21 protein-coding genes and 1 pseudogene are annotated in these 26,240 nt (G+C 68.8%); 19 read left to right on the plus strand and 3 right to left on the minus strand.

Annotated elements, in window-relative coordinates; all coding sequences use genetic code 11:
* The 15 genes from MTBUT4_RS10695 to otsA form a co-directional block, all read left to right on the plus strand.
* Nucleotides 1-4,377: S-layer family protein (locus MTBUT4_RS10695; RefSeq protein ID WP_173979682.1), on the plus strand; the 4,377-nt coding region annotated here is incomplete at its 5' end.
* Between the two features lie 53 nt (nucleotides 4,378-4,430).
* The gene (locus tag MTBUT4_RS10700; RefSeq protein ID WP_173979683.1) at nucleotides 4,431-5,324 is read left to right on the plus strand and encodes a serine/threonine-protein kinase; all 894 of its coding nucleotides are present in this window, start codon (nucleotides 4,431-4,433) and stop codon (nucleotides 5,322-5,324) included.
* Between the two features lie 64 nt (nucleotides 5,325-5,388).
* Nucleotides 5,389-6,285 carry a serine/threonine-protein kinase gene (locus MTBUT4_RS10705; RefSeq protein WP_173979684.1) on the plus strand — a complete coding sequence of 299 codons (897 nt, stop codon included), beginning with the start codon at nucleotides 5,389-5,391 and terminating at the stop codon, nucleotides 6,283-6,285.
* A 54-nt stretch (nucleotides 6,286-6,339) separates the two neighbouring features.
* Complete coding sequence (locus tag MTBUT4_RS10710) at nucleotides 6,340-8,145, plus strand: ABC-F family ATP-binding cassette domain-containing protein (RefSeq protein ID WP_173979685.1); 1,806 nt, start codon at nucleotides 6,340-6,342, stop codon at nucleotides 8,143-8,145.
* The gene (locus MTBUT4_RS10715) at nucleotides 8,142-9,026 is read left to right on the plus strand and encodes a DMT family transporter (RefSeq protein ID WP_173979686.1); all 885 of its coding nucleotides are present in this window, start codon (nucleotides 8,142-8,144) and stop codon (nucleotides 9,024-9,026) included. The genes MTBUT4_RS10710 and MTBUT4_RS10715 overlap by 4 nt, the downstream gene beginning before the upstream one ends.
* The gene (locus MTBUT4_RS10720; protein ID WP_173979687.1) at nucleotides 9,023-9,733 is read left to right on the plus strand and encodes an N-acetylmuramoyl-L-alanine amidase; all 711 of its coding nucleotides are present in this window, start codon (nucleotides 9,023-9,025) and stop codon (nucleotides 9,731-9,733) included. The genes MTBUT4_RS10715 and MTBUT4_RS10720 overlap by 4 nt, the downstream gene beginning before the upstream one ends.
* Nucleotides 9,730-10,503: an SDR family oxidoreductase gene (locus MTBUT4_RS10725; RefSeq protein ID WP_173979701.1), complete on the plus strand. Its 774-nt coding sequence runs from the start codon at nucleotides 9,730-9,732 to the stop codon at nucleotides 10,501-10,503. Before MTBUT4_RS10720 ends, MTBUT4_RS10725 begins: the two co-directional genes overlap by 4 nt.
* A gap of 483 nt (nucleotides 10,504-10,986) precedes the next feature.
* Nucleotides 10,987-12,879, plus strand: a complete 1,893-nt coding sequence (gene uvrC / locus MTBUT4_RS10730) for an excinuclease ABC subunit UvrC (RefSeq protein WP_173979688.1) — start codon at nucleotides 10,987-10,989, stop codon at nucleotides 12,877-12,879.
* Nucleotides 12,880-13,017: 138 nt separating this feature from the next.
* On the plus strand, nucleotides 13,018-13,614 hold the full coding sequence (pgsA, locus tag MTBUT4_RS10735; protein WP_173979689.1) for a CDP-diacylglycerol--glycerol-3-phosphate 3-phosphatidyltransferase: 597 nt from the start codon (nucleotides 13,018-13,020) through the stop codon (nucleotides 13,612-13,614).
* The gene (mobB, locus tag MTBUT4_RS10740; RefSeq protein WP_173979690.1) at nucleotides 13,601-14,122 is read left to right on the plus strand and encodes a molybdopterin-guanine dinucleotide biosynthesis protein B; all 522 of its coding nucleotides are present in this window, start codon (nucleotides 13,601-13,603) and stop codon (nucleotides 14,120-14,122) included. Before pgsA ends, mobB begins: the two co-directional genes overlap by 14 nt.
* Complete coding sequence (gene moaD, locus MTBUT4_RS10745) at nucleotides 14,119-14,370, plus strand: molybdopterin converting factor subunit 1 (RefSeq protein WP_173979691.1); 252 nt, start codon at nucleotides 14,119-14,121, stop codon at nucleotides 14,368-14,370. Before mobB ends, moaD begins: the two co-directional genes overlap by 4 nt.
* Before the next feature lie 4 nt (nucleotides 14,371-14,374).
* The gene (locus tag MTBUT4_RS10750; RefSeq protein WP_173979692.1) at nucleotides 14,375-14,839 is read left to right on the plus strand and encodes a molybdenum cofactor biosynthesis protein MoaE; all 465 of its coding nucleotides are present in this window, start codon (nucleotides 14,375-14,377) and stop codon (nucleotides 14,837-14,839) included.
* 67 nt (nucleotides 14,840-14,906) lie between these two features.
* Nucleotides 14,907-15,887 (plus strand): homoserine kinase, encoded by a 981-nt coding sequence (gene thrB / locus MTBUT4_RS10755; protein ID WP_173979693.1) that lies wholly within the window; start codon nucleotides 14,907-14,909, stop codon nucleotides 15,885-15,887.
* 163 nt (nucleotides 15,888-16,050) lie between these two features.
* A complete protein-coding gene (rnhA, locus tag MTBUT4_RS10760; protein ID WP_173979694.1) occupies nucleotides 16,051-16,500 on the plus strand; it encodes a ribonuclease HI in 450 nt (149 codons plus the stop codon).
* Between the two features lie 198 nt (nucleotides 16,501-16,698).
* Nucleotides 16,699-18,201, plus strand: a complete 1,503-nt coding sequence (gene otsA / locus MTBUT4_RS10765) for an alpha,alpha-trehalose-phosphate synthase (UDP-forming) (RefSeq protein ID WP_254434822.1) — start codon at nucleotides 16,699-16,701, stop codon at nucleotides 18,199-18,201.
* Here the strand turns inward: otsA and MTBUT4_RS10770 are convergent.
* A complete protein-coding gene (locus tag MTBUT4_RS10770; protein ID WP_173979695.1) occupies nucleotides 18,096-20,057 on the minus strand; it encodes a protein-disulfide reductase DsbD in 1,962 nt (653 codons plus the stop codon). The two genes, otsA and MTBUT4_RS10770, sit on opposite strands and share 106 nt — an antisense overlap.
* Before the next feature lie 274 nt (nucleotides 20,058-20,331).
* Here MTBUT4_RS10770 and MTBUT4_RS10775 point away from each other — a divergent pair, with 274 nt between their 5' ends.
* A complete protein-coding gene (locus MTBUT4_RS10775; protein WP_173979696.1) occupies nucleotides 20,332-20,904 on the plus strand; it encodes a YqgE/AlgH family protein in 573 nt (190 codons plus the stop codon).
* Between the two features lie 123 nt (nucleotides 20,905-21,027).
* Here the strand turns inward: MTBUT4_RS10775 and MTBUT4_RS10780 are convergent, their stop codons facing one another.
* Both MTBUT4_RS10780 and MTBUT4_RS10785 read right to left on the minus strand, forming a co-directional pair.
* Entirely contained in the window at nucleotides 21,028-21,828 is an 801-nt protein-coding gene (locus MTBUT4_RS10780; protein WP_173979697.1) for a hypothetical protein, read from the minus strand.
* Between the two features lie 79 nt (nucleotides 21,829-21,907).
* Nucleotides 21,908-22,807, minus strand: a complete 900-nt coding sequence (locus MTBUT4_RS10785) for a 50S ribosomal protein L11 methyltransferase (RefSeq protein ID WP_173979698.1) — start codon at nucleotides 22,805-22,807, stop codon at nucleotides 21,908-21,910.
* 131 nt (nucleotides 22,808-22,938) lie between these two features.
* Between MTBUT4_RS10785 and guaA the strand changes: the two genes are divergently transcribed.
* From guaA to MTBUT4_RS10800, 3 genes and pseudogenes are all read left to right on the plus strand, one after another.
* Entirely contained in the window at nucleotides 22,939-24,492 is a 1,554-nt protein-coding gene (guaA, locus tag MTBUT4_RS10790) for a glutamine-hydrolyzing GMP synthase (protein WP_173979699.1), read from the plus strand.
* A gap of 329 nt (nucleotides 24,493-24,821) precedes the next feature.
* A complete protein-coding gene (locus MTBUT4_RS10795; protein ID WP_254434823.1) occupies nucleotides 24,822-25,958 on the plus strand; it encodes a DUF4062 domain-containing protein in 1,137 nt (378 codons plus the stop codon).
* A 108-nt stretch (nucleotides 25,959-26,066) separates the two neighbouring features.
* A pseudogene (locus tag MTBUT4_RS10800) lies at nucleotides 26,067-26,147 on the plus strand (hypothetical protein); the annotation flags it as partial.
* Nucleotides 26,148-26,240: the final 93 nt, after the last annotated feature.

The raw sequence follows: 26,240 nt of genomic DNA on the forward strand, positions 1-26,240 counted from the left end.
TCGGTCAACGATGGCCCGACCAACACCGGTGAGATTGAGCTGGATGATGCGGTCGAGGACCGCTCGGTCATCATCGACAAGGCCGATCTGCTGGCCAATGCCGGCGACGTGGACGGCGACACCCTGTCCATCTCGCAGATCTCGGCCACCCACGGCTCCATCATCGATAACGGCGACGGTACCGTCACCTTCACGCCGGAGGCCAATTACAACGGCGAGGTCGAACTCACCTACACCGTCTCGGACGGTCAGGGCGGCACGGTCGCCGGCTCGGCCAGCTTCGACGTGAGTGCGGTGAACGACGGCCCGGCCAACACCGGCGCCGTGGAATTGGCCGACGGCACCGAGGACCGCTCGGTGGTGATCGACGCCGCCGACCTGCTGGCCAATGCCAGCGACGCGGATGGCGACACCCTGTCCATCACCCAGATCTCGGCCACCCACGGCACCATCGTGGACAACGAGGACGGCACCTTCACCTACACGCCGGACGCCGATTACAACGGGCCGGTCAGCCTCAGCTACACCATCTCGGACGGCGAGGGCGGCACCACCAGCGGCACCGCCGGGTTCGACCTGGCGGCGGTCGAGGACGAGGCCACCGTCACCGCCACCGGCGGCAGCGGCGCCGAGGATTCCGTCATCTCCGGCAGCATCACGGCGACGGATGTGGACGGTGCCATCACCGGCATCGAGCTGGTGAGCGACACCGCCCACGGCAGCATCGACCTGAATGCCGACGGCACCTACACCTTCACCCCGGACGCCAACTGGAACGGCAGCGACAGCTTCACCGTGCGCGTCACCGACGCCAACGGCGGCACCACCGAGCAGACCGTCACCGTGAACGCGACGGCGGTCAACGACGGCCCGACCACCAGCACGGTCGATCTCGGTACCGGCACCGAGGACCAGTCCATCACCATCAGCAAGGCCGACCTGCTGGCCAACGCCTCCGACGTGGACGGCGACACCCTGACGGCGGCCAACATCAGCGCCGACCACGGCACCATCGTGGATAACGGCGACGGCACCATCACCTTCACGCCCGCCGCCGACTACGCCGGCGAGGTGAACTTCAGCTACACGGTCTCGGACGGCCATGGCGGCACGGTGTCCGGCTCCGCCACCCTGGATCTGGCCGATGTCAGCGACAATCAGGGGCCGGTCGCCGGCGATGACAGCCAGATCGACATGGTCGCGCAAGGGGCCGCCCTGACGGTCGATATCGGCAATGCGGTGATCACCGAGGGCGAGGCGGCGCCTGCCGCCTTCACCGGCATCGCCGACATGGCCGACCCGACCACGGCGACCGCCACCAACAGCTATAGCGGCAGCCTGAACACGGCGTTCGGAGGCACCAACAATGCCGATGTCGTCACCGTGGAGGTGGACAACAACAAGTCCATCAGCGCCGGCAACGGCAACGATCAGGTCACCGTCGGCCGTGACGTCAATGCCAAGATCGACCTGGGCAACAACACGAATGCCCTGGATGTCGGCGGCGACGTCAACAGCACGGTTGTGGGCGGTTCGGGCAACGACACCGTGCGGGTCGGCGACGACGTCAACGGCAAGATCGACCTGGGCAACGGTGACAACCGTCTGCAGGTCGGCGGCGACGCCAACGCCTCGATCTCGACCGGCTCGGGCGAGGACGACGTCAAGGTCGGCGGAGACCTGAACGCCAGCCTGAGCGTCGGTTCGGGCAATGACGACATCCAGATCGGTGGCGACGTCAATGCCTCGATCAGTGCCGGCCAGGGCAACGACAACATCATCGTCGGCGACGATGTGTCGGCCAACATCAGCCTGGATGCCGGCGACGACTACCTGAAGGTCGCCGACGACAGCTGGGCCACCATCGATGCCGGTTCGGGCAATGACACCGTCGAAATCGGCGGCGACATCTCGGCCAAGGTCGATATGGGCTCGGGCGACGACAGCCTGAAGATCAGCGGTCAGAATCTGTGGGCCACCATCGACGGCGGCTCGGGCACCGACTCGATCGAACTGACCGGGGTGACCAAGGCGCAGTGGGACGCCAACACCAACAACGTCCAGGGCTACGTCAAGAACTTCGAGAACATCAAGTTCTCCGATGGTCAGGTGATCGGCGACGCCGACGCCTTCAGCAGCGGCGGCAGCTCGACCTACGAGTACCCGCTGACGGTGACCGCCAGCCTGAACGACACCGACGGGTCCGAGACCCTGTCGGCGGTTACCCTCGACAACATCCCCGACGGCGCCACGGTGTCGCTGAACGGTCAGGAGCTGACGGCCAACGCCGACGGCACCTACACCGTCGATGTCACCACGGGTCAGGCGGTGACCCTGACGGTTACCGCGGACGAGCCGCTCGACCTGTCCGGCGTCACCGCCTCGGTGACCACCACCGAGGCCAACGGCGGCGACACCGCCACCGTCTCCATCACCGGCGAGGGCACGGTGGCGGGCGACACCACGGCGGACGAAAGCATCACCACCGCCGAGGACCACTCGCTGACCCTGAACGTGGCGGATCTGCTGGCCAACGATAGCGACGCCGATGGCGGCACCCTGTCGATCACCGGCGTCGGCGATGCCGCCCACGGCACGGTGACCCTGAACGGCGACGGCACCATCACCTTCACCCCCGACGCAGACTACTACGGCGAGGCGAGCTTCACCTACACCGTCTCCGACGGCCAGGGCGGAACCGACACCGCCACCGTGACCATCGATGTTTCGTCCGATGGGATCAACGAGAACGTGACCTACACGGTCGATGCCGGCATCGGCGACGTGGCCGGCGGCACCAATACCAGCTACGACTACGACTCGTCGGGCTCGGCCGCCAGCGGCACGGTGACCGGCAGCAAATCGGCCAACACCCTGTATGGCGGCGCCGGTGACGACACCGTCGATGGCGGGGCGGGCAACGACAAGCTGTATGGTGGTTCGGGCAACGATTCGGTCGAGGGTGGTGACGGTACCGACACCCTTTATGGCGGTTCCGGCAACGACCACCTGTCCGATGGCGACACCGGCGGCGGCAGCGGTTCCGGCAGCGGTTCGGGCCACGGTTCGGGCCACGGTTCGGGCCACGGTTCGGGCCACGGTTCTGGCAGCGGTTCCGGCAGCGGTTCGGGCAGCGGTTCGGGCAACGGCAGCAACGACACCATGTACGGTGGCGCCGGCGACGACACCATCGAGGGCGGTGGCGGCGACGACAAGCTGTACGGCGACAACGCCTCCGAGGGCTCGGGCGGCTACGTCTACGCGGCCCTCGACATTTCGGGCGGCGCGTCGGACGGCTCGGCGGCGACCTTCGTCATCAGCGGCCTGGAAGCGGGCGTGTCCCTGATGCAGGACGGCGTCGCGCTGACCGCGGTAGGCGGGGTCTACACCCTGAGTTCCACCGATGGCCTGCAGCTCAAGCTGCCCGACGACGGCAGTCTGGACACCGTCGATTTCACCGTCGGCGTGCTCGACGCGCAGGGCAACGTCGCCGCCTCGGACACGGTCAGCCTGGACATGGACGACTATGCCGGCATGGGTTCGGGCGACGGTGCCGACGTCATCGACGGCGGCAGCGGCGACGACACCATCTATGGCGGCGGTGGCGCCGACACCATCACCGGCGGCACCGGCGAGGACGTGCTGTATGGCGGCGGCGGCAACGACACCTTCACCTTCAGCACCGACAGCGTCAACAACTCGCACGACGCCGACTACCAGGATCAGGGCGGTGCCGGCCATGACGGCACCATGGTGACGGTGGACTCCAACGGCACCAACGACACCAGCGACACCTACGTTGGCGGCGACGGCGTCGACACCCTGAACATGACCGACGGCAACGACGCCATCTGGGTCGGCAACCTCGACGGTATCGAGGTCATCAACGCCGGCGCCGGCAACGACGTGGTCGATATGAACTACTCGGATGGCACCACCTACGGTGCGGTCACGGTGGATGCCGGCGCCGGGAACGACTATGTGTTCGGCAACGACGGCAACGACGTCATGTCCGGCGGTGCCGGCAACGACTACCTGTCAGGCAACGCCGGCAACGACACCCTGGACGGCGGCGCCGGCGACGACACCCTGATGGGCGGCGACGGAGCCGACCTGTTCCTGTTCGACTTCGGTGGCGGTCACGACACCATCGACGGCGGCGGCGGCAGCTGGACCGATACGCTGGACCTGTCCGACGCGGTGGGCCAGACCTTCGTCATCACCTCGGAGAGCGGCGAGAGCTGGACCATCCAGGTGGATGGCGAAAATCACGGCACGCTCGACATCGGCAACAACGTCGATGGCGAGGTCCACCTGACCACGGCCAACGGCGAGGAAGTGGTCAGCTTCGACAACCTCGAACAGATCAAGTGGTAGCTGTTACGGAGGTCATCGGGCCTGCTCCGCCGCAAGCGGGGCAGGCCCTTTCCTTGGAGTCCCTGCTCTCGGCCATCCCCGGCTTGGAGCAGCCGGTCCATGTGGTCTCCGGCAACTTCTCCCACGTCTACCGTGCTTGGGATGCCGGATTGGCCCGCTGGGTCGCGGTCAAGGTTCCCCGCCATGTTCCCGCTGGCGGCTGGGGACCCTTGGGGCCGGAGGAATGGCGACGCCGCTTCGTCGCCGAGGCGCGCATACTGGCGGCCATGGACTGCCCGCACCTGATCCGCATCGACCGCATGGACCGCCTTGCCGACGGGCGGCCGTGCGTGGCGATGCCTTGGCACGTCGCCAACCTGCGCCTCGAAATCGGTCGCGACGCCAAGGGGCCGGAGAATATGGCGCGGCGGCCTGCCGACCAATGTCCCAGGCGCATGGCGGCGGGACGGGCCTGCGAGGTGCTGCGGCAGGTCTGCCTGGGGCTGGCGGCCCTGCACGCCAAGGGCTATGTCCACCGCGACGTCAAGCCAACCAACCTGCTGCTGACCGACCGGGTGGACGGTACGGTGCGGCTGTGCGACCTTGGCTTCGCCAAGATTCCCGGCCAGGAGCCGGAGGGATGGGCCGGGCGGTGGATCGGCACACCCAACTACGCCGCGCCCGAGCAGATGCGCGAAGCCCTGTCCGCCACCGACCGCTCCGACGTGTACTCGGTCGGGGTGCTCGCCTATCGCCTGTTGACCGGGTTGTTGCCGGTGGGCGCCTTTCGCCCGGCGTCGCAGGTGGCGGAGGGAGTGCCCGTTCCTTTCGACGGGGTGATCGCCGCAGCCATGGCCAGAAGGCCGGGCGACCGCCCCCGGGCGGTCGAGCTGGTGGCAGCGCTGACGGCGCTGCGCGATGTCATCGACCGGGGTTGGAAGCGAAGCGGGACGACGCCGCCAGTATAATGATAAGGTTCATCGCAGGGCCGCGGTGCAGTCAAGAGCGGCTCTAAGTTCGTGGTGGGGGATCATGGATCGCATCGGCAAGTACGTCATCCACAAGGCCGCAGTCACCACCGGCTATGGCCGGGTGTTCTTCTGCCATGATCCCGACCTGCAGATTCCGGTGGCGGTCAAGGTGCTGGCGCCGCCGCGCGACGACGGACCCATGAGCGCGGCCCAGCTGCGCACCCGCTTCGAGGTCGAGGCCCGGGCCCTGGCCGCCTTCGACCACCCCCACATCGTTCCGGTCAAGACCATGGAACACACCGTCGATGGGCGGCCGTTCTTCGTCATGCCTTACCTGGCCGCCCACCTGGAATTCGAGATCGGCAAGGATGAGGCCGGCGAGGGCGCCGCCGACCACGACAAGCCCCGGCGGGTGCCGCTGGCCCGGGCACTGGCGCTGCTAAAGCAGCTGTCGGCGGCGCTCACCACCATGCACCGGCGCGGCTATGTCCACCGCTTCGTCAAGCCGTCCAACATCCTGCTCACCGCGCGCGAGAACGGCCAGGCCAAGCTGGCCGATTTCAGCATGGTCAAGCTGCCCGAGCGCAACGCGCCGCTGCCCGACCAGTGGCTGGGCTGCACCCGCTATTGCGCCCCCGAGCAGCGCGAGAACGCCACCGGCGTCGGACCCGAGGCGGACGTGTACTCGCTGGGGGTGCTGACCTACCGGCTGCTGACCGGTACGCTGCCCGACCCGGCGGCCGGCCCGGCCGAGATGCCGCCCCGGACCACGCCGGTGATCGCCAAGCTGGTGGCCGAGGCCACCGATCCCGATCCGGCCCGCCGCCCCGCCCATGCCGGGGTGTTCCTGCAGGCCCTGGCCGCGGTGCCGCCGGAAGCCCTGGCCAAGCCCAAGGTCCAGGTGCTGCCCATCCGCCGCCCCATGGCCAAACGCCCGGAGCCGGCCCCGGCGGGGTAAGGCATGCGCCGCCCCCCCTGGTCGCCGCCCTCGGGATGAGCTATATCAGCGGCCATGGCGCCTCCCCTGCTTGCCTTGCGTGACGTCCGCCTGACCTTCGGCGGCACCCCGTTGTTCGAAGGCGTGACCACCTGGGTGGCGCGCGGCGACAAGACCTGCCTGGTCGGACGCAACGGCTCGGGCAAATCGACCCTGCTCAAGGTGCTGGCCGGCGAGGTGCTGGCCGATAGCGGCGAGCGGTTCGTCCAGCCCGGCGCCCGCATCGCGGTGCTGCCCCAGGACCCGCTGCTCGTGGGCGCGTCGGTGGCCGATTACGTCGCCCTGGGCCTGCCCGAGGCCGAACGCGACCAGATGTGGCGGGTCGATGCGGTGCTGGCGGCGCTCGGCCTGGATGGCGGCCGCGATCCGGCGCGGCTGTCGGGCGGCGAGGGGCGGCGGGCCGCCCTGGCCCGCACCCTGGTCGGCGAGCCGGACGCGCTGTTGCTGGACGAGCCCACCAACCACCTGGACCTGCCCACCATCCTGTGGCTGGAGGAATGGCTGAAGGCCTATTCCGGCGCCTTGGTCACCATCAGCCACGACCGCCGCTTCCTCGAATCGGTGTCGAAGCAGACCCTGTGGCTGGAGCGCGGACTGGTGCGCCGGGCCGAGTTCGGCTTCGCCGGCTTTCCCGCCTGGCAGGAGGAGACCTACGCCGCCGAGGAGGCGGAGCTGGAGCGCATGGACAACCGCCTGCGCCAGGAGATGCACTGGCTGGCCCGCGGCGTCACCGCGCGCAGGAAGCGCAACATGGGGCGCCTGCGCGCCCTGCAGGGGCTGCGCAAGGAGCGCGCGGTCCGCAACGCCTCGAAGCAGGACAGCGACCGCCGCGTCCAGTTGGCCGCCGATGCCGGCGAAATCTCGGGCCGGCTGGTGATCGAGGCCGAGGGGATTGCCAAATCCTTCGGCGACCGGGTGGTGGTGCAGGATTTCTCCACCCGCATCATGCGCGGCGACCGGGTCGGCCTGATCGGCCCCAACGGCGCCGGCAAGACCACCCTGCTGCGCCTGCTGACCGGTGATCTGGAGCCGGATGCCGGGCGCGTCTCGCTGGGCACCAACCTGGAGGCCGCCTATTTCGACCAGCGCCGCGCCCAGCTCGACCCCGAGGCGACGGTGTGGGACACCCTGACCGACGGGCGCGGCGACAATGTGTGGGTGCGCGGCACCCCTCGCCACGTGGTCGGCTACATGCGCGACTTCCTGTTCGCCGACGCCCAGGCCCGCACCCCGGTCAAGGCGCTGTCGGGCGGCGAGCGCAACCGCCTGCTGCTGGCCAAGCTGCTGGCCAGGTCCTCCAACCTGCTGATCCTGGACGAGCCCACCAACGACCTCGACATGGATACCCTCGACCTGCTCGAGGAGATGCTGGCCGATTACGACGGCACCCTGCTGGTGGTCAGCCATGACCGCGACTTCCTCGACCGCCTGGTCACCAGCGTCATCGCGGTGGAAGGCGACGGGGTGGCGAAGGAGTATGTCGGCGGCTATTCGGACTATCTGGCCCAGCGACCGGCCCCGGTGGCGGCGGCTCCCGCCAGGCCGGCCGCCGCTCAGCCCAAGGCGGCGCCGGCGCGGGCGCCGACCAAGCTGTCCTACAAGGACGGTCGCGAGCTGGCCGAGCTGCCCGGCCGCATCGACGCCCTGGCCGGCGAGATCGCCCGGCTCGAGGTCGAGCTGGCCGATCCCACCCTGTATGCCCGCGACCGTGGCCGCTTCGATGCCGGCGCCGCCCGCATCGATGCCGCCCGCGCCGAGCTGGAGGCGGCCGAGGAGCGCTGGCTTGAGCTGGAGACCCAGCGCGAGGACCTGGAGCGGTGAGCGCCGCCGACCGCTTCGCCATCTCGGCGGTGGTGCTGCTGTGGGGCCTGAATTTCGTCGCCGTGAAGATTGCGGCGGGGTACCTGCCGCCGTTCCTGATCACGTCCCTGCGCTTCTTCGGCGTCGCCCTGGCGCTGGCGCCGTTCTTCCGCCTGCGGCGCGCCCAGCTGCCCGGTGTCGCCGCCTTCGCGGCGGTCCTGGGCGTCGGGCATTTCGGCCTGCTGTTCTTCGGCATCTCGGGCATGGACGCCGCCACCACCGCCATCGTCACCCAGTTGGGGGTGCCGTTCAGCGCGCTGCTGGCCTGGATCGTCTTCGGCGAGCGGCTGGGGCTGGCGCGCGGCGCCGGACTGGCCTTCGCCTTCGCCGGGGTGATGGTGCTGGCCGGCGAGCCGCACCTGCCCAGCCTGCTGCCCTTCGCGGCGGCGGTGGCGGCCATGCTGGCCTGGGCCCTCAGCAACATCCAGGTCAAGCGGCTGGGGGCGATCGATCCGCTGGCGCTGAACGGGTGGATGGCGGCCTTCGCCGCCCCCATGTTGCTGGTGGTGTCCCTCGCCGCCGAATCCGGCCAGGCCGACGCCCTGGTCCGCTCGGCCGGGGAATGGCGGCTGTGGGCGGCCATGGCCTATACCGTGGTGGGGTCGTCGCTGGTGGCCTATACCCTGTGGTACCGGCTGATCGCCCGCCACCCCGTCAACAAGGTGGTGCCGATGCTGATGTTGAGCCCGCTGATCGGAATCGCCGCCGGGGTGCTGGTGCTGGGCGAGCCGCTGACCTGGCAGAAGCTGGTGGGCGGCGCGCTGGTCATCGCCGGGGTCGCCCTGGTGCAGATCATCGGCGGCGCCGCCCCGTCGCCGGTCGAGCCGGAGCCCGGCGCATGACCCGCCCCGTCGATCATCCCTCGCCCAATCACGGCACCCGGCGGGCGGCCATCGACATGCTGGTGCTGCACTATACCGGCATGGCCAATGCCGCCGACGCGCTGGCGCGGCTGTGCGACCCGGCGGCCGAGGTCTCGGCCCATTACCTGGTCGAGGAGGACGGCACCGTCCATGCCCTGGTGCCCGAGGAACGGCGCGCCTGGCATGCCGGATTGTCCATGTGGCAGGGGGCGGGCGACGTCAATTCCCGTTCGGTCGGCATCGAGCTGGTCAATCCCGGCCACGAATTCGGCTACCGCCCGTTCCCCGAGATCCAGCTGGTGGCGCTGATCGATCTGGCCAGCGGCGTGCTGGCGCGCCATTCCATCCCGCCGTGGAACGTGGTCGGCCATTCCGACGTGGCGCCGGTGCGCAAGCACGACCCGGGCGAGCTGTTCCCGTGGCACCTGCTGAAGGGCCACGGCATCGGCCTGTGGCCCTTCACCGGCGACGAGCAGGCCGATCCCGCCGATACAGTGGAGATGCTGGCCCGCTACGGCTACGACACCGGCATCCCCGAGGCCGCCATCGCCGCCTTCCAGCGCCATTTCCGCCCCCAGCGGGTGGACGGAATCGCCGACGCCGAGACCGCCGGGCGAGCCCGGCGGCTGCTGGACGCGGTCGGCGGTTGCGCCGCCCGGCAGGCTTCGCCATCCTGGTCGCCATGACCGCCATCGCCGACACCATCCCCCGCACCGCCCTGGTCACCGGGGCCGCCCGCCGCATCGGCCGCGCCGTCGCCCTCGACCTGGCCGAGGCCGGCTTCGCCGTCGCCGTCCATTATTCCGCCTCGGGCGGCGAGGCCGAGGCGGTGGCCGAGTCCATCCGGGCGCGCGGCGGCCGGGCGGTGGCCATCGCCGCCGACCTTGCCGACGAGGCCGCCACCGCCACCCTGGTGGAGCGGGCCGAGGCGGCGCTGGGACCGCTCGGGGTGCTGGTCAACAACGCCTCCACCTTCGAGCGCGACGAGGCGCTGAGCGCCACCCGCGCCAGCTGGGACCTGCACATGGAGGTCAACCTGCGTGCCCCCTTCGTGCTGTCCCAGGACTTCGCCCGCCGGCTGCCGGCGGCGGCCGAGGGGGTGATCGTCAACCTGCTGGACCAGCGCGTCTGGAACCCGACGCCGCATTTCACCACCTACACCCTGAGCAAGGCCGGGCTGTGGACGCTGACCCAGACCCTCGCCCTGGCCTTCGCACCGCGCATCCGGGTGGTCGGGGTGGGACCGGGACCGGCCCTGCCCAGCGTGCGCCAGACCGCCGACCAGTTCGCCGCCCAATGCGCCGGCACACCCCTGGCGCGAGGAACCTCGCCGGAAGAAATCGCGGCGGCGGTGCGGTTCGCCCTGGCCTGTCCGTCCTTCACCGGGCAGATGATCGCCCTCGACGGCGGCCAGCACCTGCAATGGGGGCGGGCTGACACGGCGCCCGAGGAATAGGGCGATAAGTCCCTGTGGACCAAGGGTATAAGCGTTTCGGCCCCGCCGATGCGCCCCCGCCGCCCAAGTTTTGCACAGGAGGGCGGCTGCCCCAGCGGCGCGGCCTTGTAAAGGGCAAAGAACGGAATTTTACAGTGTCTTTACTCTTGACAGCTACTAACTTGTTGATTTCATTGGTAGTCATTATTCTGCATAGAAAATGGGCAATGTGGTGAACACCTAGGACTCGCTGGGGGGGTGCTCTGCTCACCCCCATTTGCCAACAAGCTTATCCACAGGTTTGGTGGATATCCCTCTGACCTCGGTCAAGGCCGGCTTGTTCCAAGGGGTTAGGTCGGTCGGAGCATGAAATCCCCCGCCCCTGGTGGGGAGGGCCGGGGTGGGGGGATGGTTCCGCCAGCCCTTGCGGCCACCAACCCCACCCCCGACCCCTCCCCATGGAAGGGGAGGGGAGAGACAGGACGTTATGGTGGCTCGACAAGAATGAACGACTCAGCCCAGCCTTCCCAAGACGCGGACATCACCGGCCCGCTCGCCCGCGGCGTCACGGTGATCGCCGCCAACCTGGAGACCATGCCGCAGGCGCCCGGCGTCTACCGCATGCTGGGGGCCAAGGGCGAGCCGCTTTATGTGGGCAAGGCCAAGAACCTGAGGAAGCGGGTGGTGGCCTATACCCGGCCCGACCGCCAGACGCTGCGCATCCAGCGCATGATCGCCGAGACGGTGTCCATGGAGGTGGTCACCACCCACACCGAGGTCGAGGCGCTGCTGCTGGAAAGCAACCTGATCAAGCAGCTGGGGCCGCGCTACAACATCCTGCTGAAGGACGACAAGTCCTTCCCCCACATTCTGGTCACCGCCGACCACGACTTCCCCCAGGTGCTCAAGCATCGCGGCGCACGCGGGCGCAAGGGCGCCTATTTCGGCCCCTTCGCTTCGGCCGGGGCGGTCAACCAGACGCTGGCGGCGCTGCAGCGGGCGTTCCTGCTGCGCTCGTGCTCGGATTCGGTGTTCTCCAACCGCACCCGGCCCTGCCTGCTGTACCAGATCAAGCGCTGCTCGGCGCCGTGCGTGGACCGCATCTCCCGCGACGACTACCTGGCCCTGGTCGAGGAGGCGCGCGCCTTCCTGTCCGGCCACTCCCAGCGCATCCAGCGCGAGCTGGCGGCACGCATGGAGGAGGCCAGCGCCGCCATGGAATACGAGGCGGCGGCGGTCTTCCGCGACCGCATCCGGGCCTTGTCCCGCATCCAGGCGCACCAGGACATCAACCCCGCCGAGGTGGCCGAGGCCGACGTGGTCGCCCTGCACCAGGCCGGCGGCGCCAGCTGCGTCCAGGTGTTCTTCTTCCGCTCGGGGTGCAATTACGGCACCCGCTCGTACTTTCCCGCCCACGCCCAGGATGCCGAGGCCGGCGAGGTGATGGCGGCGTTCCTGGGGCAGTTCTACGCCGACAAGACCCCGCCCCGGGAAATCCTGGTCAGCCAGGAGCCGGCCGAGGCGGCCATCGTCGCCCGCGCCCTGTCCGAGAAGGCGGGGCGTAAGGTGGCGGTCGCGGTGCCCAAGCGCGGCGACCGCAAGCGGCTGATGGAGCACGCCTACGACAATGCCCGCGAGGCGTTGGGCCGGCGCCTGGCCGAGGGCTCGGCCCAGGCCAAACTGCTGGCCGGGTTGGCCGAGCTGTTCGGCCTGGACGCCCCGCCCGAACGCATCGAGGTCTACGACAACAGCCATATCCAGGGCACCAACGCGGTGGGGGCGATGGTGGTGGCGGGACCCGAGGGCTGGATGAAGCAGTCCTATCGCAAGTTCAACATCCGCTCGGACGAGCTCACCCCCGGCGACGATTTCGCCATGATGCGCGAGGTGCTGACCCGGCGCTTCAAGCGGGTCGCCCGCGAGGACCCCGACCGCAGCGGCGGCCAGTGGCCCGATCTGGTGCTGATCGACGGCGGCGCCGGCCAGCTGTCGTCGGCGCTGGAGGTGTTCGCCGAGTTGGGCATCGAGGAGGTGCCGCTGGCCGCCATCGCCAAGGGTCCCGACCGCAATGCCGGGCGCGAGCGCTTCTTCCTGCCCGGGCGCGAGCCCTTCTCGCCGGAGCCCAAGGATCCCGTCCTCTACTACCTGCAGCGGCTGCGCGACGAGGCCCACCGCTTCGCCATCGGCAGCCACCGGGCGCGCCGGGCCAAGGCCATGGGCGGCTCGCCGCTGGACGAGGTGGCCGGCATCGGCGCCCGGCGCAAGAAGGCGCTGCTGCATCATTTCGGCTCGGCCCGCGAGGTGGCGGCGGCCGGCCTCGCCGATCTTGAGGCAGTGGCCGGAATCAGCCACGCCATGGCCAAAAAAATCTATGATCACTTCCATCCCCAGGGATAATATCGCCCCGCTCCCGAGTCCCTGGAGCGGCGGGCGCCCTACGGCGCACGTTGCGACCGGCGGCCATTGCGGCCGCGGCCAAGGGCGCGGACGCGCCCGCCCGGCGAGGGCAAGCCAAGAAAGTCAGACCGCCCCTTCATGCTGACCAGCCTGCCCAACCTGCTCACCCTGTCCCGGATCGTGGTGATCCCCCTGGTCATCGCCACGTTCTATGTCGAGGGCGCGTGGTCGCAATGGCTGGCCTGCGGCCTGTTCGTCGCCGCCGCGGTGACCGACTGGTTCGACGGCTGGCTGGCCCGGCGCAGCAACCAGGTCTCGGCCTTCGGCCGCTTCCTCGATCCCATCGCCGACAAGCTGCTGGTGGCGGCGGTGCTGTTCATGCTGGTCGCCTTCGACCGGCTGGGTCCGGTGGCCCTGCTGCCGGCCCTGGTCATCCTGCTGCGCGAGATCCTGGTCTCGGGCCTGCGCGAATTCCTGGCCGAGGTGCGGGTCGGCATGCCGGTGACCCGCCTGGCCAAGTGGAAGACCGGCTTCCAGATGGTGGCGCTGCCGGTGCTGCTGGTGGGCGATTCCGGCCCGGCCTGGCTGCCGGTGCGCGAGATCGGTGAGGTGGCGCTGTGGGCGGCGGCGTTGCTGACCCTGGTCACCGGCTGGGACTACCTGCAATCGGGCCTGAAGCACCTGCGCGGCCCGCTGCCCGAACACAAGGACGCCAAAGCCCATGAGGCACGCTGATCCCGCCCGGGTGTTCGGCCTGGCCGGCCATTCCGGCAGCGGCAAGACGACGCTGATGGTCAAGCTGCTGCCGGTCCTTTCGGCCCGCGGCCTCAGGGTCTCCACCATCAAGCAGGCCAATGCCGGCTTCGACATCGACAAGCCGGGCAAGGATTCGTATGAGCACCGGGCGGCCGGCGCGTCCGAGGTGATGGTCGCCTCGGCCCGGCGCTGGGCGCTGATGCATGAATACCGGGACGGCGAGGCCGAATACGGCATGGACCAGCTGCTGGAGCGCATGGCCCCGGTCGATCTGGTGCTGGTGGAAGGCTTCCGCCGCTGGCCCCATCGCCGCATCGAAGTGTGGCGCGCGGCGGTGGGCAAGCCGCCGTTCTGGCCCGACGACCCGCTGGTGGTGGCGGTGGCCTCCACCGATCCCTGCCCGGGTCTGACCTTGCCGCGCCTCGACCTCGACGATGCCGCGGCGGTGGCGGACTTCATCCTGGCGAATATGGAGATCGGGCGATGAAGGTGCTCTATTTCGCCTGGCTGCGCTCCAAGGTCGGTATCGGCGAGGAAGAGGTGGCGCCGCCGCCCGAGGTGTCCGACCTCGGCGCCCTGGTGGCCTGGCTGAAGACCCGCTCGCCCGGCCACGCCGCCGCCCTGGCCGACATGGCGGTGGTGCGGGCGGCGGTGAACCAGGATTACGCCGGCCTCGACCATCCGGTGAAGGCCGGCGACGAGGTGGCCTTCTTCCCTCCGGTCACCGGGGGTTGAAGCGATGATCCGGGTCCAGCGCGAGGACTTCGATCCCGGCGCCGAACTGGCCCGCCTGACCGCCGGCAACACTGCCATCGGCGGCATCTGCCTGTTCGTCGGCCTGGTCCGCGACTTCATGGGCGAGGCCGCCGCGCTGGGGGACGAGGTGCGCGGCATGACCCTGGAACACTACCCCGGCATGACCGAACGCCAGTTGGAAGCCATCGAGGCCGAGGCCCGCCGCCGCTGGGAGCTGGAGGGCACCCTGGTCATCCACCGCCATGGCCGTCTCGAGCCGGGCGACCGCATCGTCCTGGTCGCCGCCGCCTCGGCCCACCGCGAAGCCGCCTTCCAGGCCTGCCACTTCCTGATCGACTGGCTGAAGACCAAGGCGCCGTTCTGGAAGGTGGAACACACCGCCGCCGGCGACCACTGGGTCGAAGCCCGCGCCAGCGACGAAACCCTGGCGGGGCGGTGGGAGGGCTGAGCCCCCCTTCCCAAACCGCCGGGCCTGTCGTACCTTCCCGCGTTGCGCCGGAGTGCAAGGATCAGGAATGGCGGTCTATACCGAGGTTTCGGAGGAGGAACTGGAGGCCTTCGTCGCCGAGTACGACATCGGCGAGGTGATGGCGTTCAAGGGCATCGCCGAGGGGGTGTCCAATTCCAATTTCCTGCTCCAGACCGACCGCGGCGCCTACATCCTCACCCTCTACGAGACCCGCACCAAGGCCGAGGATCTGCCTTTCTTCCTGGGGCTGATGGAGCATCTGGCCGGGCACGGCCTGGCCTGCCCGATTCCGGTGCATGGCCGCGACGGCCTGGCCCTGCGCCAATTGTGCGGGCGGCCGGCGGCGGTGGTGAGCTTCCTCAAGGGCATGAGCGTGCGCCGCCTGACGCTGGGCCATTGCGCCGCGCTGGGGCCGGCCATGGCCGGGATGCACCTGGCCGGGGCCGGTTTCGGGCAGCGGCGGGCCAACGATTTGTCGGTTTCCGGCTGGCGCCCCCTGTTCGAGGCCGAGCGCGGCCGCGCCGACGAGGTCATCCCCGGCCTGGCCGCCTTCATCGATGCCGAGCTGGGCGCGCTGGAGCGGGAATGGCCGACGGCGCTGCCCCAGGGGCTGATCCACGCCGACCTGTTTCCCGACAACGTCTTCTTCCTGGCCGACCGCGCCACGCGGGAGGAGAAGGTGTCGGGCATCATCGACTTCTACTTCGCCTGCACCGACTTCCTCGCCTACGACATCGCCATCTGCCTGAACGCCTGGTGCTTCGAGCCCGACCTGTCGTTCAACGCCACCAAGGCCCGGCTGATGCTGAACGGCTACCGCAAGGTCCGCCCGCTCTCGCCCGAGGAGCTGGAGGCGCTGCCGCTGCTGGCCCGGGGGGCGGCCATGCGCTTCCTGCTGACCCGGCTCTACGACTGGCTGAACACCCCCGCCGGCGCCTTCGTCAGCCGCAAGGACCCGATGGAATACTTCCGCAAGCTCAAGTTCCACCAGGGCCTGACCGGCCCCGGCGCCTACGGCATCGAATGAGGCACCTTCTGTCATTCGGGCCTCATCCTGAGGAGCCGCCGCAGGCGGCGTCTCGAAGGATCAGGCCCGTCGCACGACGTTTATGGCCCGCCTCGCCCTTCGAGACGCTCCCGATGGGAGCTCCTCAGGGTGAGGCTGCTGACACCGGCGACGGGAATTGGCCATGACGGAGTCGGCAACCATCGTCCAGCTGTTCACCGACGGCGCCTGTTCCGGCAATCCCGGCCCCGGCGGCTGGGGGGCGATCCTGCGCTTCAGGGGGGCCGAGAAGGAGCTGAAGGGCGGCGAGCCGCTCACCACCAACAACCGCATGGAGATGATGGCGGTGATCCAGGGCCTGTCGGCGCTGTCCCGTCCCTGCACGGTCGAGGTCTACACCGACAGCGAATACGTCAAGAAGGGCATGACCGAATGGCTGCGCGGCTGGAAGGCGCGCGGCTGGAAGACCGCCGACAACAAGCCGGTGAAGAACGACGATCTGTGGCGGGCGCTGGAGGCGGCGGCGGCGGTGCACCGGGTATCCTGGCACTGGGTGCGCGGCCATGCCGGCCATCCCGAGAACGAGCGTGCCGACCGCCTCGCCCGCGAAGGCGCGAAGGAAGCTGCTCCCTAGTGGTTAGAATCTGACGGATGGTGTCCACACCCTCCGTCAGATTCTAACCACAATTCAATAGGTTGGTGGGCCTCCTGATCCCGCCGCTGGGGAACCAAGCGTCTGGGGAGGACCACTAGGCGTTACCGCCTCAGTCGCCTGGGACGGCCGGCCCCGGCACCCCACCTTGGAGGGATGGCCCCCCGAGGCGAGGAGAGGATGTTGCCGAGACTGGTGGTGGTTTCCAACCGGGTGAGTCTTCCGCGCAAGGGCGTGGTCGCCGGCGGTCTGGCGGTGGCTTTGTTCGAGGCGCTGGAAAAGCAGGGCGGATTGTGGTTCGGCTGGTCGGGCGAGGTCGCCGCCGAGGCTGCGGGGCCGCCCAGGCAGGTCCGCCGCGGGCCGGTCACCATCGTCACCACCGACTTCTCGCGCGCCGACTACCAGGATTTCTACAGCGGCTATTCCAATTCCAGCCTGTGGCCGCTGTTCCATTACCGCCTCGGCCTGATGGAGGTGTCGCGGCGCAGCCTGGAAGGGTATCTGCGCGTCAACGCCGCCTTCGCCGCCGCGCTGGCGCCCATGCTGCGGCCCGACGATCTGGTGTGGGTGCACGACTATCACCTGATCCCGCTGGGCGAGGAACTGCGCCGCCTGGGCATCGCCAATCCCATCGGGTTCTTCCTGCACACGCCGTTCCCGGTACCCGACATGCTGGTCGCCCTGCCGGGTCACCGGCGGCTGGTGCGGGCGATGGCCTCGTACGACCTGGTCGGCTTCCAGACTCCCGACGACGTGCGCGCCTTCCTCGGCTACGTGGCCGGCGAGGCCAGGGGGGAGGTCGCTCCCGACGGGTCGTTCACCGCCTTCGGCCGCACCTCGCGGGCCCGCGCCTATCCCATCGGCATCGACGCCGCCGGATTCGCGGCGCTGGCGGTGAGCCATGCCGATACCGCCGAGACCCGCCGGCTGAAGGCCTCCATGCGGGGCCGCCGGTTGATCCTGGGGGTGGACCGGCTGGACTATTCCAAGGGTCTGCCGCAGCGCTTCGACGCCGTCGAATGCCTGATCGAGACCCGGCCCGAGGTCAAGGGGACCTTCGAGTTCATGCAGATCGCCGCCCCCTCGCGCGAGGACGTGGCCCGCTACCGGGCGCTCAAGCGCCAGCTGGAAAGTGCGGCCGGGCGCATCAACGGCCGCTTCGCCGAATTCGATTGGCAGCCGGTGCGCTATCTCAACAAGAGCTACGACCGCGCCACCCTGGCCGGCTTCTACCGCGCCGCCTGCGTCGGCCTGGTCACGCCCCTGCGCGACGGCATGAACCTGGTCGCCAAGGAATACGTGGCGGCGCAGAATCCCGAGGATCCCGGCGTGCTGGTGCTGTCGCGCTTCGCCGGCGCGGCGCGCGAGCTGGAGGTGGGCGCGCTGGTGGTCAACCCCTACGATCTCGACGAGGTCGCCGATGCCCTGGCCCGCGCCCTGTCCATGCCGCGCGAGCAGCGCGTCCAGCGCTGGCGGGCGATGATGGAGATGGTCGAGGCCAACACCGTGGCGCGCTGGCGCGACCGCTTCCTTGCCGATCTCGGGCGGCTGCCGGCCGGGCTCGAGCTCGATTACGGTCAGCGCATGGCGGTGCGGCCGGCGGCGCGGTCCAGTGCCGCCAGCACCTCGGCCTCGGTGAGCAGCTCGGACAGGACGATGCCGCCGGCGGCGCCGGGGCCGTAGACCACGTTGAACGGAATGCCGTAGCGGCCGAACGAGGCGAGATAGGCGGCGATGGCATCGTCGCGCCGGGTCCAGTCGGCGCGCATGGCCACCATGCCGGGCTCGGCCAGGCGACGCGCCACCTCGCCGCGCTCCACCACCGCCGCCTTGTTGACCTTGCAGGTGATGCACCAGTCGGCGGTGACGTCGACGAACACCACCGTGCCGGCGGCGACCATGCCGGAAATGGCGGTGGCGTCGAACGGAACCCAGGCGACGGCGCCGGGTTCCGGCGCGGCGGCCTCGGGCGGGGCATCGCCGGCGGTGAGCTGGGTCCCCAGCACCGTCAGCAGCCACAGCGCGGTCAGCGCCAGGGCCAGCCCCAGGCCCTTCCGCAACGTCACCATCCACGGGCCGGGCCGGGGCAGCCGGCGTGCCGCTTCGGGCCAGGCCGCCACCAGCAAATAGGGAGCCGCCATGCCGATGCCCAGGGCGGCGAAGATGGCGCCGATCTCGGCCGGTCCGCGCGACAGCGCGAAGGCCACCGCGGTGCCGAGGAAGGGGGCCGAGCAGGGGGTCGCCAGGACGGTGGCGAAGGCCCCCGACAGGAAGTGCCCGAGCAGGGTGTGGTGGGCGCGGCCGTCGCCGCCGCTCATCAGGAAGCCCGGCAGGCGGATCTCGAACAGGCCCCACAGATTGGCGGCGAACAGGGCGACGATGGCGGCCAGCGCCGCCAGGAACAGCGGCTCCTGGAACTGGATGCCCCAGCCCACCGCGTGGCCGGCCGCCTTCAGCCCCGCCGCCAGCCCGGCCAGGGCCAGGAACGACACCACGATGCCGGCCGCCGAGGCGAGGAAGGCGGCGCGGATGTGGCCGCGCTCGGCACCGCCATAGGACAGCACCCCCAGCACCTTGATGGACAGCACCGGCAGCACGCAGGGCATCAGGTTGAGGATGAAGCCGCCCAGCAGCGCCGCCGCCAGCATGGCCGCCAGGGTGGGCAGTCCGGCCGGCTCGGGCAGCGGCGCGGCGGCGCCCGGCAGCGGAGTCAGGGTGGCCTCCAGCGCGCGCAGGCCGTCCACCACCGTCACCGTCACCGGACCGGCGGCCAGCGGCCGCTGCAGCGTCCCCGCCACCACCGGCGCCTCGATGACGGCGCGGCGGCCGCCCTCGGACAAAGCGACGCGGGGGGCGTCGAAATTGGCGACCTCGGGCGGCTCGACGAACAGGTCGGGCTGCGTCAGCGGCTCGGCGGCGCTCAGGGTCAGCCGCAGCCGGGACTGCTCGCCTTCGCCCACCGCCTCCAGCCTTTCCACCGCCAGGCCGTGGCGGGCGCCGTCACCGGGAACCAGCGCGGCGAACCGGCCGATGTCGTGGACGAAGGCCGAGGGCGAGGCGGGGCCGGCGGGCAGGGCCAGCGCCAGCTTCGCCGCCATGGGCACGCAGATCTGGGCGCAGGCCAGATAGTCGACGGCCAGGGCGAGGCGCACCGGCTGGCCGGGCTTCGCCACCGGCACCGTGACCGGCAGGATGACCTCGCCGCCGTAGCCGTGGTTCTGCAGTCCGGCCAGCTCGAAGCGCTTGGGCGCCGGCCAGGACAGCTCGGGCGTGCCGATGTTGCTTGAACCCGCCCAGTCCAGCTTGGGCGGATAGCCGGCGTCGCCGGGGGTGCGCCAGTAGATCTTCCACCCCGGCTCCAGCGCGAAGTGCAGCCCCAGGGCCAGGCGCGGCGAATCGCCCATTGCGGTGGCGGCGGCGACCAGGCGCAGCCTGCCGGCTTCGTTGTCGGCCCAGTCCGACGCCCCCGGCTCGGCGGCGCGCGCGGCGGCGGTGGCGAACACGATGGCCGCCACGACGAGGCGGAGGAAAAGGCGCATGGGCGGGGTCCCTGGTCTTGCCGGCGGCTAGAGCCGGATGCTATCAGGTTGAATCGCGAGGCGATCCAACCTGATAGCTGAATCCGCCTCTAAATCAATAAATTAGAGTGCGATTCAGACATTAGGTCGGCGCACCCCGAGCGCCGACCTAGTGTCATCGCGCTCTAGGACAGCAAACCCGACCACCCCGTGTCAACACAAGCCGGTCGCGCGCGCCCGCGCCGAGCGAAGGGGGCGGTTGCTTTCCTTCGGCGTCCGGCATATGTGTGGGGGCATGCCCATGCAGAAGATCCAAGGCTATCTCGCCGGCCAGTTGCTGATTGCCATGCCGCAGATGCAGGACCCCCGGTTCGCGCGCGCGGTGGTCTATCTGTGCGCCCATTCTGCCGAGGGCGCCATGGGCCTGGTCATCAACCGCCCGTTCGACGGCCTGACCTTCGCGGAATTGCTGGAGCAGCTCGACATCGAGCCGAGTCCGGCCTGCGGTGGGGTGCAGGTGCATTTCGGCGGTCCGGTCGAGGGCGGGCGCGGCTTCGTGCTGCACACCGACGACTACATGCACGACAGCTCGATGATGGTGGAAGACAATATCGCACTCACCGCCACGGTCGACGTGCTCAAGGCCATCGCCGGCGGCGACGGCCCGAAGCGCAGCCTGCTGGCCCTGGGCTATGCCGGCTGGAGCCCCGGCCAGCTGGATTCCGAGATCCGCGAGAACGTCTGGCTGAACGTGCCGGCCGACGAGCACCTGCTGTTCGGCACCCTGCTCGACCACAAGTGGGAAGCCGCCATCCACAAGCTGGGCATTGATTTCGGCTCGCTGTCGGGCGACGCCGGGCACGCGTGAACTGAATGAAAGATTACCCTCCCCCTGGTGGGGAGGGCAGGGTGGGGGGCTGGCGCCGCCTGGATTCGCGGCCGACGACCCCACCCCCGACCCCTCCCCATGAAAGGGGAGGGGAGCAAGACCCTATTCCCTGATCCGCGACCCGCACTCGTCCACCAGCTTGCCCAGCTGCTTGCAGACGGTCTCGCGCTCGGCCTCGTCGGCGGCCATGCCGTAGAGGCGCAGCCACTTGCCCTTGGGACCGAGATCGATCTCGCGGATGATCGGCTTCTGCTTGGCCAGCACCGGCGAGGCCTTGGCCAGGCGCTTCCAGCCGGCCTGGGCGGTGGCCTCGGTCTTGTACGAGGCGAGGTAGACCACGGTGCTCTTCAGCACCGCAGCCTCGGCGACGGTGGGTTCCGTGGCCTTGGGCGCCGGGGCCGGAGCCGGGGCCGGAGCCGGAGCCGGGGCCGGCATGGGGGCCGCCATCTTGGGTTCGGCCTTGGCCAGCTTCAGCACCCAGCCATTGGCGCGGGCCAGCATCGAGCCGTCGGGCATGCGGACATAGGTGGCGAAGGGCTCGCCGCCGCAGGTCACCACCAGGGTCTTGCGCGGGGTCGGATCGGTGGCGGCCTTGGGATGCGAGGGATTGCCCAGGCTGGCGCCGGCGGGCGCCTCGATCTCGCCGTAGGCCGGGGCCTTGCACAGCCGCCCGGCGGGGTCGACGGCGCGGTCGGAATCCAGATCGACCGGCTGGCCGATATAGGGGGAACGGGGGGCGGCCACCATCTCGGCGGCATAGTCCTCGACCACCACCCATTCGCCGCCGGGGGCGGACACCATCTTCGGCTTGGGCGCCTCCGGCATCGGCATCGGCGCCGGCTCGGAGGCGCAGGCGGCCAACCCCAGGGCGGCCAGGACGATCACGGGAAAACGACGATTCATCAAACGGCCCCCTCGGTGGAAACACCCCCGGGGCGCAACTCTAGTCCGGTTGCGGTTTGGCGACAACCCGCCACAAAAGCTAGCGCCCGATGAGCAGGGTGGCCCAGCCGTCCAGCACCACCCTGTCCTTGAGGCGCAGGCCCTGCTTCTCGTGGGTGCCCATGACCATGCGTTCCTGCCACTCCAGCAGGCCCGACAGCACCGCGACGCCGCCGGGGGCGAGGTGGGCGGCCAGGGCGGGGGCCATGCGCATCAGCGGCTTGGCCAGGATGTTGGCGACCACCACGTCGAAGGGGCCGCGGCGCCTCAGTTCCGGGTTGCGCCAGCCGTCGCTGACGATGCTGTCGAAGCGGGCGCCGATTCCGTTCAGGCGGGCGTTGACGGCGGCCACCCGCACCGCGCCGGGGTCGATGTCGGTGGCGAGCACCGGGCGCGCCCACATCTTGGCCATGGCGATGCCGAGGATGCCCGAGCCCGAGCCCAGATCCAGCGGCTTCAGGAAACGGCGCCGCCTGGCCAGCCGGTCGAGCATGGTGAGGCAGCCCTTGGTGGTGGCGTGCTCGCCCGAGCCGAAGGCGGTGCCGGCATCCACCAGCAGCTCGGTCCTGCCCAGCGGGCAGCGGCCCTGCCAGTGGCTGCCGCGCACGAAGAAGCGTCCGGCGGCGATGGGCGGGAAGTCGCGCAGGTTCTCCAGCACCCAATCCACGTTGGGCAGCCGCTCGATCTCCAGCGCCGGCACCTCGATGCCGGCGGCGGCGGCCACCGCCGACAGGGCGGCGACGATCTCGGTCCGCTGCGGCGGCGTGCGGGCATAGCCCTCGAGGAACCAGTCGCAATCGCCGTCCGAGATGCCCGACTTGTCCTCCATGAACATGGTCACCGATTCGGCGAAACGCTCGAACACCTCCTCGAACACCGGCAGGGCTTCGGGCGAGACTTTCAGGCGCAGATGCCAGATGTCGGGAAAGTTGGCGGGCATGGCGACTCCGGGGTTGGCCGGCTCCGTCATAGACCAATCGGCGGGCCGGGGAAAGCCGGCATCCGCCGCTTGCCGCCTGCCGGCCCAGTGATATAGTCCGGGCTTCCCCATTCCCGCCCGAAGGGTTGCCCATGTCCGACCGCGTCCTGATCCTCGATTTCGGCAGCCAGGTGACCCAGCTGATCGCGCGGAGGGTGCGCGAAAGCGGCGTCTATTGCGAAATCCACCCGTTCAACCGGGTGACGCCCGAAAGTCTGGCCGCCTTCGCACCCAAGGGCCTGATCCTGTCGGGCGGCCCGGCCAGCGTGCTCGACGACAACGCGCCGCTGCCGCCCGCCTTCATCTACGACACCGGCCTGCCGATCCTGGGCATCTGCTACGGCCAGCAATCCATCTGCCACCAGCTGGGCGGCAAGGTCGAGGCCGGCCACGACCGCGAGTTCGGCCGCGCCTATGTGGACGTGGTCGACGACTGCACCCTGTTCCACGGCGCCTGGGCCAAGGGCGGGCGCGAGCAGGTGTGGATGAGCCACGGCGACCGCGTCACCGCCCTGCCCCCCGGCTTCCGTCCGGTCGGCACCTCGGAAGGTGCGCCGTTCGCCGCCATCGCCAATGACGACCGCCGCTATTACGCCGTGCAGTTCCACCCCGAGGTGGTGCACACCCCGCACGGCGCCAAGCTGCTGGCCAATTTCGTGCACGGGGTCTGCGGCTGCGCCGGCGACTGGACCATGGCCGCCTTCCGCGAGCAGGAAATCGCCAAGGTCCGGGCCCAGGTGGGCCGGGGCCGGGTGATCTGCGGCCTGTCGGGCGGCGTCGATTCGTCCGTCGTGGCGGCGCTGCTGCACGAGGCCATCGGCGACCAGCTCACCTGCGTCTTCGTCGATACCGGCTTCATGCGCGCCGGCGAGGCCGAGCAGGTGGTCAGCGTCTTCCGCGACCGCTTCAACATCAACCTGGTGCACAAGGACGCCTCCGACCTGTTCCTGGGCAAGCTGGAGGGGGTCACCGACCCCGAACGCAAGCGCAAGATCATCGGCGCCACCTTCATCGACGTGTTCGAGGAAGAGGCCAGGCGGGTGGGCGGCGCCGACTTCCTGGCCCAGGGCACCCTGTACCCCGACGTCATCGAATCGGTGAGCTTCATCGGCGGCCCCAGCGTCACCATCAAGAGCCACCACAATGTGGGCGGCCTGCCCGACCGCATGAACATGAAGCTGGTGGAGCCCCTGCGCGAACTGTTCAAGGACGAGGTCCGCGCCCTGGGCCGCGAGCTGGGCCTGCCCGACGAGATGGTCGGCCGCCACCCCTTCCCCGGCCCCGGCCTGGCCATCCGCATCCCCGGCCAGGAACTGACCCGCGAGAAGGTCGAGATCCTCAAGAAGGCCGATGCCATCTATCTCGAGGAAATCCGCAACGCCGGCCTCTACGACGCCATCTGGCAGGCCTTCGCGGTGCTGCTCCCCGTCCGCACCGTCGGCGTGATGGGCGATTCGCGGTCCTACGACTACGCCCTGGCGCTGCGCGCGGTGACCAGCACCGACGGCATGACCGCCGACTTCTACCCCTTCGACATGGCCTTCATCGGCCGCGTGGCGAACCGGATTATCAACGAGGTCAAGGGCATCAACCGGGTGACCTATGATGTGACCAGCAAGCCACCGGGGACGATTGAGTGGGAGTGATTTTTCTAGCGCTTAGCTTGAACGAGAGGGCGCCGCAAGGCGCCTTCTTTCTGTCCGGAGTCTGTGGGGGCTTAGATGGCTGAGGGGCGTCTTGTGTGGGCCCCCACCTCCAAGGTGTATCTCTCATGGCGGTCTACAAGCGGGAAGGCTCTCCGAAATGGCAGTGACTCACGATCGACCTGCAAGAGGACGTTTTCAGATCGGTAGCGCGGCACAGTTGAGCGCCGCTTAATGGTTGCGCATCGTGCCGACGCGCGGTATAATGCGCATATTATCGCATCCACCTTCAGTCTCGCAGAGGTGCCATCTTGGCTAGTTTGCGCGTCTTTGTGTCATCGACATGTTATGATTTGTCCGTTATTAGGGGGCAGCTCAGACAATTTATTGAAAATCTCGGGCACGAACCCGTGATGAGCGATTACAATGATGTTCTCTTCGACCCGCGAGAGCACACGCATACAAGTTGCATTGATGAGGTCGCTGGGGCTGATGCTGTAGTGGTGATTATTGGGTCAAGGTTTGGCGGCAAGTCCGTACCGAGTGCCCTCCAAAAGGTCGATTTGGAGGGCTTGGCGGGGGTAAGCAAGAGCAACGAACTCCTCAAGGCCAAGGACAACATCTCCGTCACCCAGCTTGAAGTACTAAAGGCGGTCGAGCGTTCAGTCCCAGTGTTTGCCTTTGTGGACGAGCGGGTCATGCACGACCACGCCACTTACGAACGGAACAAGGGGAAGCCGATCGCTGACTTGATAGAGTACAGCTCCATAGAAAAACTCGAAACGGCGAAGTATATATTTGAATTCATAAATTTTCTGCGCCACAGAGTCACAAATAACGGCATCACTACATTCAATAAGTTGCAGGACATTGAAGATGCACTTAAGAAGCAGTGGTCCGGCTTGTTCCAGAAGTTGCTATTGGAGCAGCGCGCCAAGCAGCAGGAAGGCCGGCGGATCGATGCCCTGACCGAACAGTTCGAGGACCTCAAGGCGGCAATTCTTACTGCTGTCGGCGGCAGCAAGAATGAGAAAGAGGTGGCGCGGGGGGTCGTGCGCTTCCGAAAGCTGTTAGACCTCTTGATGTCTTTCGATCTCCAAGAATACTCATTCCTATTTGGACCTGCAATTCCGTGGAGTGAGTTACTTAGGCGTATTGAGGTTGTGGATTTCTTACGCGTTTCCCCCGTTGAAGATGAACGGGGTATACGTCGCCCAGTGGTCCGCTGGATTCGCGCCGATGGCACCTTTTATGAAGTCGACCGGATGTTCGACCCAGCAGATATGAGTTCAGAGTGGGATGCATTCATGCGTATAGATGAGGATTCGCGGGCGGTGATATACGACGCCCTCGCGGAAATGCGCAGTATTCCAGCACGACGTTTCGTTCGGCACATCCCATTGACCCCCGAGGAAGCGGATGAGCGTAACCGTCAACGTGTTATGCCGGAATTCGAGCCTGCGACCTGATCCTTGTTCCCCGATCTTTGTGTGGGAATGTTGAATCTCCCGGTCTCTTTTTGACCCTTCAGGCGGGCAGAAACACTGCTTTTCGCCCTTCTCGACGCAGAATCGCCCATCATCAACGAGGTCAAGGGCATCAACCGGGTGACCTACGACATTACTTCCAAGCCGCCGGGGACGATCGAGTGGGAGTGAGGCCCCGTCGCGTATCCGTGGCCTCATCCTGAGGAGAGCGCGCAGCGCTCGTCTCGAAGGATGCGGCGGGCCTCGCCCTTATCTGATCCAAAA

Origin of the sequence: Magnetospirillum sp. UT-4 (assembly GCF_902729435.1) — a bacterium.
Lineage (GTDB): Bacteria > Pseudomonadota > Alphaproteobacteria > Rhodospirillales > Magnetospirillaceae > Magnetospirillum.

Bases quoted from the DNA above. Each gene is read 5' to 3' on its own strand.
- MTBUT4_RS10705 (WP_173979684.1), top strand. From the start codon at position 5,389: ATGGATCGCATCGGCAAGTACGTCATCCACAAGGCCGCAGTCACCACC.
- MTBUT4_RS10710 (WP_173979685.1), top strand. From the start codon at position 6,340: ATGGCGCCTCCCCTGCTTGCCTTGCGTGACGTCCGCCTGACCTTCGGC.
- MTBUT4_RS10720 (WP_173979687.1), top strand. From the start codon at position 9,023: ATGACCCGCCCCGTCGATCATCCCTCGCCCAATCACGGCACCCGGCGG.
- MTBUT4_RS10725 (WP_173979701.1), top strand. From the start codon at position 9,730: ATGACCGCCATCGCCGACACCATCCCCCGCACCGCCCTGGTCACCGGG.
- uvrC (WP_173979688.1), top strand. From the start codon at position 10,987: ATGAACGACTCAGCCCAGCCTTCCCAAGACGCGGACATCACCGGCCCG.
- pgsA (WP_173979689.1), top strand. From the start codon at position 13,018: ATGCTGACCAGCCTGCCCAACCTGCTCACCCTGTCCCGGATCGTGGTG.
- mobB (WP_173979690.1), top strand. From the start codon at position 13,601: ATGAGGCACGCTGATCCCGCCCGGGTGTTCGGCCTGGCCGGCCATTCC.
- moaD (WP_173979691.1), top strand. From the start codon at position 14,119: ATGAAGGTGCTCTATTTCGCCTGGCTGCGCTCCAAGGTCGGTATCGGC.
- MTBUT4_RS10750 (WP_173979692.1), top strand. From the start codon at position 14,375: ATGATCCGGGTCCAGCGCGAGGACTTCGATCCCGGCGCCGAACTGGCC.
- thrB (WP_173979693.1), top strand. From the start codon at position 14,907: ATGGCGGTCTATACCGAGGTTTCGGAGGAGGAACTGGAGGCCTTCGTC.
- rnhA (WP_173979694.1), top strand. From the start codon at position 16,051: ATGACGGAGTCGGCAACCATCGTCCAGCTGTTCACCGACGGCGCCTGT.
- otsA (WP_254434822.1), top strand. From the start codon at position 16,699: ATGTTGCCGAGACTGGTGGTGGTTTCCAACCGGGTGAGTCTTCCGCGC.
- MTBUT4_RS10770 (WP_173979695.1), bottom strand. From the start codon at position 20,057: ATGCGCCTTTTCCTCCGCCTCGTCGTGGCGGCCATCGTGTTCGCCACC.
- MTBUT4_RS10775 (WP_173979696.1), top strand. From the start codon at position 20,332: ATGCCCATGCAGAAGATCCAAGGCTATCTCGCCGGCCAGTTGCTGATT.
- MTBUT4_RS10780 (WP_173979697.1), bottom strand. From the start codon at position 21,828: ATGAATCGTCGTTTTCCCGTGATCGTCCTGGCCGCCCTGGGGTTGGCC.
- MTBUT4_RS10785 (WP_173979698.1), bottom strand. From the start codon at position 22,807: ATGCCCGCCAACTTTCCCGACATCTGGCATCTGCGCCTGAAAGTCTCG.
- guaA (WP_173979699.1), top strand. From the start codon at position 22,939: ATGTCCGACCGCGTCCTGATCCTCGATTTCGGCAGCCAGGTGACCCAG.